Below are 9,156 nucleotides of genomic sequence, written 5' to 3' on the forward strand. Positions count from 1 at the left end.
TTCCCTGCTCGGCGCCATGGCCATCGCAGGCGTGGCCACGGCCGACCTCACGCAGCAACAGCTATTGTTCGGCATCGCAGTGAGAGGCGCCGGCCTGATGGCGGGTACCGTCGGCCAGATCGCACTGGCGGTCACGCTCTACCCTGCTGCCGCGCGTACTACAGGCATCGGCTGCTCCGCTGCCGTGGGGCGTATCGGTTCGATACTTGGCCCGGCAGTTGGAGGACTTCTGCTGGCGCTAGACAGGCCGCCCAGGGACATTGTGCTGACCGCCTGCATACCCGTCCTCATGGCAGTCTTGATCATCGCCGCTCTCGATTTCTATCAGCGCAAACAAGCATAGCAGTCCAATCACGAACGACCTTCAACTCACAATAAAATACGGAGACAAGCATGGATCGCATTAAATTTTCAATCATTGCTGCAGCAATGGCGGCAGGCGCGCTCACCGGCTGCGGAAGCGACGACGGTATAACCACGCCGGCGCTTGCCGATGCCACTATCGTCAAGATAGATAGCGGTACGGTGCAGGGCGCCAGCGATAACAGTGTCATTACGTTCAAGGGTATTCCATATGCGGCGCCGCCGGTCGGTCCCTTGCGCTGGCAGCCACCGCAAGCAGCCGCGGCTTGGAGCGGGATTCGTCCAGCTCAGACATTCGGTCACGATTGCATGCAACTGCCGATGAGTTCCGACGCTGCGCCATCCAGCGGACAAGTGCCTGATGAGGACTGTCTGGTGATGAATGTGTGGCGCCCCACCAACCCCACGCTGAAAAAACTGCCGGTGGTCGTGTGGATTTATGGTGGTGGCGGCGTCAACGGCAGTTCTGCATCCGCCGTCTATGACGGCAGCCAATTTGCCAGGCAAGACGTGATACTCGTCAGTTTTAACTATCGTCTCGGCCGCTTTGGGTTTTTCGGACACCCTGCTCTGACCAAAGAAAATCCAAGTGGCTTGTTGGGGAATTACGGTTTCATGGACCAGCTAGCAGCATTAAAGTGGGTGCAACGAAACATCGCAGCGTTTGGCGGTGATGCCGGCAACGTTACCGTATTCGGCGAATCTGCAGGTGGATTTGCCGTCCACGTTCTCATGACCTCGCCTTTATCCAACGGCTTGTTTAACCGCGCCATCGCCGAATCAGGCGGCGGCCGCGTGGCGTTTGTCCCCGGACGCCGGCTGCATGAAACCGGACCTAACGGTTTGCCTTCCGGAGAACAGGTCGGTGTGACGTTTGCCGCCACCGTTGGCATCACCGGCGAGGATGCCAGTGCTTTGGCGGCGTTACGTGCCTTGCCTGCCACCACCATTGTCTCCGGACTGAACATGGGCACCCTCGGCAGCAACTTCAATACCTTTTCCAACACCATGATCGATGGTCAGCTGATTGTTGACGAGCCAGGGAAAATCTATCAGGCCGGCAGCGCAAAAAAGGTCCCGCTGATAGTGGGCGCCACCAGCCTGGATTTGAGCTTTGCGACGGCCACGACCATGGATCAGGCGCTAGCGCCATTTGCCCCAGCCAACCGCGCAGCGGCGCTAGCCGCCTATGACCCTCAGGGCACCGGTAACGTCAGCGTAGTCGCAGCCCGCATCGCCAGCGATCAAGTCATGGTGGAGCCGGCGCGTTTCGTGGCCCAGACATTGTCTGCACAGGGAAGCCCCGTCTACGAATACCGATTCTCGTACGTAGCGGCATCGATACGTAATCAGGTAAGCGGCGCACCTCACGCCAGCGAACTACCCTATGTCTTCAATACCTTGAGCGCAAGCTATGGTACTGCAGTGACCAGCCAGGATCAGCAAATGGCGCAGCTCACCAACAATTATTGGATAGCATTTGCCAAGACAGGAAATCCCAACAGCCCCGGGCTGCCGCAGTGGTCGCCGTATGACGCGAAAAGCGACGCTTTGCTCGATTTATCCGTTGGCGGCGCAACACAAACCAGCACACAGCCCGATCCCTGGAAAACAGGGCTGGATCTGATCCAGCAATTGAATTGAGCTGATCCCCGTAGGGTGGGCACTTCGTGCCCACGCGGACGCGACGCAACATGCCTATCCGCACCATGAATGTCCGGCACTATGTGGGCACGGGGTACCCGCCCTACGACTGTAGCAGTGCACTAGTGCTGGCAGGCCCGGGTTTGCTTGGGCAGTTCGCCGAAGCGGCGGCGATAGTAAGCGGAAAACCGTCCCAGATGGGCAAAACCGAATTCGAAAGCGATCTCGGTGATGTTCGCCGCCGGCCGTGAAAGCAGACGCTGACGAACCGCATCCAACCGGATATTGCGCAGAAGGTCCATAGGGGCGACGCCATGATGCTGATGGCACAGTGCATTCAAGCTGCGTACGCTAACGCCGGCCGCACGCGCCATATCCGTCAGCGATACAGGTGCGCATAAACGCCCCTGTATATACTGCTCCAAGGCATCAAGACGTTTGAATTTTCCGGAATCGCTCACACCGTCGAATAATTGATGATTGACGATCGCTGCTGTTGCCGGATTTTTTTCTGGCATCGCCACCATCTGCGAACACAGAAACTGCGCGGCGCCGAGTTCGAAATGATTGATCCACAAGGCATGCTCTTCGGTCTGCACGGACAAATCCAATACGCCAAGCAAGGATTGGATTAAAAAGTTCCAATGGCCAGACAAATGCGGCGGCAGCAAAAGCGCGGATGGCATGGCGGGCACACCGGCGCCGCTACGGGCGCCGATTTCGTCAAACAAGGCGGTCGGAACCTTCAGTATCAGTTGTTCCGAGCCGGCCTGCCACCACAGCCGCAAATTTCGCCTGGGCGCTATCACTGCGGTATGGCCCTGGGGAATGCATACTTTTTGTCCGTCCGACTCGATTTCAGCGATGCCGCTCAGTGTCATGTGGACCAGCACGAAGCCGTCGAACAGCTTCGGTCTGACCACCACCTCGGCACCGTACTTCAGCATGAAAACCTGTAACTTCCGGATCGTCGCCTTGAACAGTATCGTATCGACATTGTCGCCCTTCCAGTACAGATCATGCGCCGATAACTCCTTGGCCACCTGTACATGGCAATCGACTTTTTTGCTGGACTGAAACACACGACGCCGATATAGCGGCGCCAGGCTAAGTACCGGGCTCGTGGGGTGCATATCAACCTCTTGTTGGGTGCGCATCCGCGGTAATCCTGCTACAGGTGAAAGCACGGCATGCTTGCGTATCATAAACCTTGGCGCAGAAAACGTACAATATCGTTTCCGCATCGAAGTATGCTCTGGAGGTATGGTGGAACTTCGTCATCTCAGGTATTTCAACGCCGTCGCCAGCGAGCTGAATTTCAGCCGCGCCGCCGAATTGTTGCATATTGCGCAACCGCCGCTGAGCCGGCAGATCCGCCAGCTGGAGGAAATTCTCGGGGTCGAGCTGATCAATCGTGATTCGCGTCCGATTGCGTTGACCAAGGCCGGCAAGTTCTTTTATGAACAAACGGTGCAGCTGCTGTCGCGCATCGATGAAATCCAGGAAGCCACTCGACGCATCGCCAGCGGCCGGCAGGACTGGTTCAGCATCGGTTTCGTACCCTCCACCCTGTATGGCGTGCTGCCGGAGCTGATCAAGCGCTTTCGCCAGGAGAATGCCGGGGTCGAAATCGGCTTCTCGGAGCTGATTACCATGGAGCAGGCCGAAGCACTGAAATCGGGGCGCATCGATGTCGGCTTCGGCCGCTTGCTGATCGACGATCCCGACATTGTCTGCCAGACCATTATTGAAGAACCGCTGGTGGCGGTTTTCCCGGTCGGCCATCCGCTGCTGAAAAAACCTAAGGTCACGCTGCTCCAGCTGGCTGCGGAAGACTTCATCCTGTATCCGGCCAAGCCGCGCCCCAGCTATGCCGACCAGGTATTGAAGATCTTTGCCGACAAAGGCTTGAAGCCGGCCATCGTCAAGGAAACCAATGAAATGCAAACCGCCATCGGCCTGGTGGCGGCCGGCGTCGGCGTGGCGCTGGTGCCGCAATCGGTGCAGGGCTTGCACCGTACCGATGTGATCTATCGTCCGCTTTCAAACAAGGGGGTGTTTTCGCCGGTGATCATGAATTTCCGCGCCAACGACCGTTCCCAAGCCTTGCAGAATTTCCGTGCGTTGGTGGCAGGCGTCGTGCCGCCGTTAGCCGCAGCCACGGTGAGCTGATCCTGCCTTCAAGCCAGGAACTGCAGCAACAGTTTATTGAAATCCGCGCTGGCTTCGACATTCGACAGGTGCGAAGCTTCCAGCTCCGCATATTGCGCGCCGGCGATGCCGTCTCGCATGAAGCGGGCATCGGTGGTTGTCGTTACCGGATCATGCAAGCCGGTGATCAGCAAGGTCGGCGCCTTGATTGCCGCAATCTCGCTGCGCAGGTCGGCATCGGCCAGCGCCAGGCAGCAGCCGGCATAACCTGCCGGACTGCAGGCACGCAAGCTCGCAACGTATTGCTGCACCAGGCCCGGCGCATGCGCGATGAAAGCGGGTGTGAACCAGCGGCCGGGAGCGCCGGTCGCCACCTCAGCCATGCCGCTTTCCCGCACCAGCTGCGCGCGGGCACGCCAGCCTACGACCGTGCCAATACGGGCGGCGCTATCGGCGACCACCAGTTTTTGCAGGCGGGCGCCGGCGTGGATCGCCAGCCACAAACCTGTCAGGCCGCCCATCGATATGCCGCAGAAATGAAATTTATCTATTTTCAGTGCATCGAGCAGATTCAGCACGTCCTGCCCCAGCATTGGCAACGTGTAAGGCGGCGCAGACACCACCGAACGGCCATGGCCCCGGGTGTCATAACGCAAGACGCGGTAGCGCTGCCGCAGGGCTTCCATCTGGCCGTTCCACATCGCCATCGTGGTACCCAGTGAATTCGACAGCACCAGGACTGGCGCGCCTGCTGGCCCGTCCAGTGAATAAAAAAAATCTTCTCCGTCTAGTTTCAGTATCGGCATCATTCGTCATTCTTTAAACAATGAAAAAAGATGGCGACCGCTCTCAAGCGGCCGCCAGATTCATTCCACGGCCGGCACCGTCACGCGCTGGCGCGCGGCCGGGCAATATCGGCATGCGGCAATGCCTGCTGCTCCGCATGCAGGGTGAAATTGAAATCGATCGAAGCAAACGGCGCCTTCACCTGATGCGCATCCAGCGCTGCCGGATCGGTGACGCGAACCAGTTTCGGCACCAGGCCCTCGCGGGTAGCGAAGGCGAAGTCGTCCCACAGGTAGGGATCGCCGTCGATATTGATTTGCGTGGTCAGCTTGCGATGCCCCGGCGCGGAGACAAAGAAATGGATATGCGCCGGCCGCGTTCCATGGCGTCCAAGCTGCTTCAGTATTTTTTCCGTGGCGCCGCCGGGCGGTACGCTATAGCCGATCGGCATGACGCTGCGGAAGCGGTAACGGCCCTGCGCATCGGTGCGTATGCTGCGGCGCAGATTGAAATCCCTCTGGCTCTTATCGAAATAGGAGTACTGCCCCAGGTGATTCGCATGCCACACTTCCACCAGCGCGCCGGCCAGCGGCTTGCCATCATCTGCCAGCACCTGGCCTTGCATGAACAACACTTCACCTGGCTCGCCGTCATGGTCGAGCCTGGCTTCGCCCAGCGTTTCCGGCGCGCCGGCCACATACAAGGGGCCTTCGATGGTGCGCGGCGTACCGCCGACGACGCCGGCGCGGACTTCCGCTTCATCCATCCGCAGATCAAGAAAATGCTCGAAGCCGAGGCCGGCGGCGATCAAGCCGTATTCGCCGGAACGGCCGGCCTCGGTCAGATAATTGACAGCGGCCCAGAACTCCTCCGCCTGCACGTCCAGGTCTTCTATCGTATAAAACAGATCCTGCACGATACGGTTTACGATCGCCTTGGTGCGGGGATTGCCGGCGGCGGTTTCAGTGCTTTGGATTTTTTTTAATACAGCGTCTATGGTGTTCTTGTCCATGGGGTCTCCTCGATGGTTTGGCTTAGTCTATCAGCGGTCGTCTGCGTGAATCGCCGACGGATGCCGGCACAATGCTTCTACTTCTATCTGCATATAAGGGAACAGCGGCAAGGATGTCAGCAGATCATGCAGTTCAGTCGAACTTTCAACATCGAAGATGCTGATGTTTGCATATTGGCCCACCACCCGCCACAAATGCCGCCACTTGCCGGAACGCTGCAGTTGCTGCGCCAGTTCGCGTTCCGTTTTTTTCAACTCGTCAGCTGTCGATTTCGGCATAGCCGGCGGCAACTGGACAGTCATCCTGACCTTGAATAACATGGTTTCTCCTGTGATCACTTCATTGCATTGCGAATACTGCAGCGGCCTTCTTGTCACGCCGCAAAAAATCAAGACGGTCTTCATCCAGCGCAATGCCGAGGCCAGGCGACGTCGGCAATTGCAGGCAGAAATCCCGATAGAGCAAGGGCGTCTGCAGGATTTCTTCGGTCAGCAATAGCGGGCCGAACAGCTCGGTTCCCCATGTCAGCGCCGGAAAGCCGGCGAACAGCTGGGCTGAGGCCATGGTGCCGATGGCGCCTTCCAGCATGGTGCCGCCGTACAGATCGATATGCGCTGCTTCGGCAATCGCCGCCACCTGCCTGGCGCCGGTCAGGCCACCGGACTGGGTGATCTTGACGGCGAAGACGTCGACGGCATGCAGCCGCGCTAGCGCCATCGCGTCGAGCGGACCGTGCAGGGCCTCGTCCGCCATCAATGGCATGCTGCACTTTGCCCGTAGCTGCCGCAGGCCTTCATGATTCCTGGCCGCGATCGGCTGCTCCACCAGGTCGACCCCGGCATCATGCAACAACGCCATGCCCAGCAATGCATCGGTTTCACCCCAGGCTTGATTGACGTCGACGCGGACGCTGGCACGCTCGCCAAGCGTGCGCTTGATGGCAGCCACGTGCGCCACATCTTCGCGCACCGGGCGCAGGCCAATCTTCAGCTTGAAAATATTGTGGCGGCGCAGATCCAGCATCTTTTCGGCTTCCGCGATATCCCTGGCGGTATCGCCGCTGGCCAGCGTCCAGGCTACCGGCAGCGATTCGCGCACGCGGCCGCCGAACAGTGCGCTGAGCGGCACGCCCAGCCGCCGCGCCTGGGCATCGCACAGCGCTGTTTCTATTGCACATTTGGCGAAACGGTTGCCCTGCACGTTTTTCCCTATCAAGGCCATCAGCAAGGCAATCTGGCTGGCATCGCGGCCAATCAGCAGTGGCGCCATATAGGTATCGATGTTGATCTTGATGCTTTCCGGGCTCTCGCCGCCGTATGCCAGGCCGCCGATGGTGGTGGCCTCGCCCCAGCCGGCGATGCCGTCGCTAGCGAGCAGCCGCAGCAGCACCAGGGTCTGGTGATGCATGGTGGCGACCGACAAGCGGTGCGGCCTGATGGTCGGTACATCAAGCAACAGGACTTCTATCTTTTCAATCACGGCATTCATCATCGGCATCTCAAGTTGTTTGCCATATCTTATGGATCAAGCCTAAGTCATGTCCAAGACCGTTTTTGGTAAGCATCATACCTTTACGGTATAGCGCGCAACAGCGGCCATATTGCAATGGCAAGCAGTTGCCAAACTTTGCAAGAAACGGATAGTGCGAATCCGTAAACGTGCAAGCAACGGATATTTTCCGACCCGGCATTTGCCTACCATGGGTCCATAAACGGAGACGCGAGCGACAAGACCGTGCTTGCTATTGGTACACGATAATACGGAAGGAAAATCCCGATGAATGAAGCAACTGCGCAATCCGGCTATTCACCGCTGGTGCATTTCCCACGCAAGGATGGCTCCCGCACCCCTTACAAGGTATTCAATTCACAAGAAGTCTACGACCTGGAACAGGAACGGATTTTCCGCGGGCCGGTATGGAGCTTTCTGGCGCTGGAAGCCGAGATTCCCAACAACGGCGACTTCAAGAGCACCTTCATCGGTGACACTCCGGTAGTAGTCACCCGCACCGAGGATGGCGCGCTGGCGGCCTGGGTCAACAAGTGCGCACACCGCGGCGCCATGGTGTGCCGCACCCCGCGCGGCAATGCCAGTTCGCACAGCTGCGCTTACCATCAGTGGAGTTTCGACAGTCGCGGCAACCTGCTGGGAGTGCCGTTCCGACGGGGCCAGAAAGGCATGAGCGGCATGCCCAAGGACTTCGATCCGAAATGCCATGGCTTGCGCCAGCTGCGCGTGGACAGCTACCGCGGCTTGGTGTTCGCCACTTTCAGCGAAATCGTGGAACCGCTGGCGGACTACATCGGCGCCGAAATGCGGCCTTGGCTGGACCGCATTTTCCACAAACCCATCGTCTACCTCGGCTGCACCCGCCAGTTTTCAAAATCCAACTGGAAGCTGTACTTGGAAAACGTGAAAGATCCCTATCACGCCAGCCTGCTGCATCTGTTCCACACTACCTTCAATATTTTCCGGGTCGGCATGAAAGCGCGCTCGCTGGTCGACAAGCGCCATGGCTTGCACAGCATCATTACCGCCACCAAGAATGAAGTAGAAACTTCCGACGCTTACAAACAGCAGGCCATCCGCTCTTTCGATGAAGGCTTCACGCTGGAAGACGATTCGGTGCTGGGCCAGATCAAGGAATACGAGGAAATGACCACCAATCATATCCAGCCGATCTTTCCGCAGTTGGTGGTGCAGCAGATTCACAACACGTTGGTGGCGCGCCAGCTGCTGCCTAAGGGACCCGGAAACTTCGAACTGATCTTCCATTTCTTCGGTTATGCCGACGACACCCCGGAACTGCGCGCCTTGCGTATCAAGCAAGCCAACCTGGTAGGCCCGGCCGGTTATATCTCGATGGAAGATACCGAGGCCACCGAGCTGGTGCAACGCGGCACGGTGCGCGATCCGGACGATTGCTCGGTGCTGGAAATGGCGAAGGACAATCCGGACCAGGAAGACACGCTGATCACCGAAGGCCTGATTCGCCGCTTCTGGCTCGGCTACCAAAAATTGATGGGTTTCGCAGAAGCTTAAGGAATGAACAATATGACCGACATGACATTGTGGTTCGAGCTGCACCAGCTGCAGGAAGCGTATGTGCATGCACTCGACAACGACCGCCTGGAAGAGTGGCCGGAATTTTTCACCGACGACTGCCTGTATGAAATCATCCCGCGCGAAAATGCCGACG

General features: G+C 58.4%; 8 protein-coding genes and 2 pseudogenes. 5 read left to right on the forward strand and 5 right to left on the reverse strand.

Features of this window, described 5'->3' with window-relative positions:
- Together VNZ65_RS19025 and VNZ65_RS19030 are read left to right on the forward strand one after the other, a co-directional pair.
- Positions 1-343: pseudogene (locus VNZ65_RS19025) on the forward strand (hypothetical protein); the annotation flags it as partial.
- Between the two features lie 50 nt (positions 344-393).
- Positions 394-2,007 carry a carboxylesterase/lipase family protein gene (locus VNZ65_RS19030; protein WP_325671794.1) on the forward strand — a complete coding sequence of 538 codons (1,614 nt, stop codon included), beginning with the start codon at positions 394-396 and terminating at the stop codon, positions 2,005-2,007.
- 122 nt (positions 2,008-2,129) lie between these two features.
- Here VNZ65_RS19030 and VNZ65_RS19035 read toward each other — a convergent pair whose 3' ends face one another.
- Complete coding sequence (locus VNZ65_RS19035; protein WP_325671796.1) at positions 2,130-3,164, reverse strand: AraC family transcriptional regulator; 1,035 nt, start codon at positions 3,162-3,164, stop codon at positions 2,130-2,132.
- Positions 3,165-3,273: 109 nt separating this feature from the next.
- Here VNZ65_RS19035 and VNZ65_RS19040 point away from each other — a divergent pair, with 109 nt between their 5' ends.
- A complete protein-coding gene (locus VNZ65_RS19040) occupies positions 3,274-4,179 on the forward strand; it encodes a LysR family transcriptional regulator (protein ID WP_325671806.1) in 906 nt (301 codons plus the stop codon).
- A gap of 8 nt (positions 4,180-4,187) precedes the next feature.
- Here VNZ65_RS19040 and pcaD read toward each other — a convergent pair whose 3' ends face one another.
- The 4 genes from pcaD to VNZ65_RS19060 all read right to left on the reverse strand — a co-directional run bounded on the left by pcaD (position 4,188) and on the right by VNZ65_RS19060 (position 7,448).
- Entirely contained in the window at positions 4,188-4,964 is a 777-nt protein-coding gene (gene pcaD / locus VNZ65_RS19045; protein WP_325671808.1) for a 3-oxoadipate enol-lactonase, read from the reverse strand.
- 80 nt (positions 4,965-5,044) lie between these two features.
- On the reverse strand, positions 5,045-5,956 hold the full coding sequence (catA, locus tag VNZ65_RS19050; protein ID WP_325671798.1) for a catechol 1,2-dioxygenase: 912 nt from the start codon (positions 5,954-5,956) through the stop codon (positions 5,045-5,047).
- Positions 5,957-5,986: 30 nt separating this feature from the next.
- Positions 5,987-6,277 (reverse strand): muconolactone Delta-isomerase, encoded by a 291-nt coding sequence (gene catC, locus VNZ65_RS19055; protein ID WP_325671800.1) that lies wholly within the window; start codon positions 6,275-6,277, stop codon positions 5,987-5,989.
- 19 nt (positions 6,278-6,296) lie between these two features.
- On the reverse strand, positions 6,297-7,448 hold the full coding sequence (locus VNZ65_RS19060; RefSeq protein WP_325671802.1) for a muconate/chloromuconate family cycloisomerase: 1,152 nt from the start codon (positions 7,446-7,448) through the stop codon (positions 6,297-6,299).
- A gap of 285 nt (positions 7,449-7,733) precedes the next feature.
- Between VNZ65_RS19060 and andAc the strand changes: the two genes are divergently transcribed.
- Both andAc and VNZ65_RS19070 read left to right on the forward strand, forming a co-directional pair.
- Positions 7,734-8,999, forward strand: a complete 1,266-nt coding sequence (gene andAc / locus VNZ65_RS19065; protein ID WP_325671804.1) for an anthranilate 1,2-dioxygenase large subunit AndAc — start codon at positions 7,734-7,736, stop codon at positions 8,997-8,999.
- A gap of 12 nt (positions 9,000-9,011) precedes the next feature.
- Positions 9,012-9,156: pseudogene (locus VNZ65_RS19070) on the forward strand (anthranilate 1,2-dioxygenase); the annotation flags it as partial.

The organism is Collimonas sp. (genome assembly GCF_035566555.1).
GTDB lineage: Bacteria > Pseudomonadota > Gammaproteobacteria > Burkholderiales > Burkholderiaceae_D > Collimonas.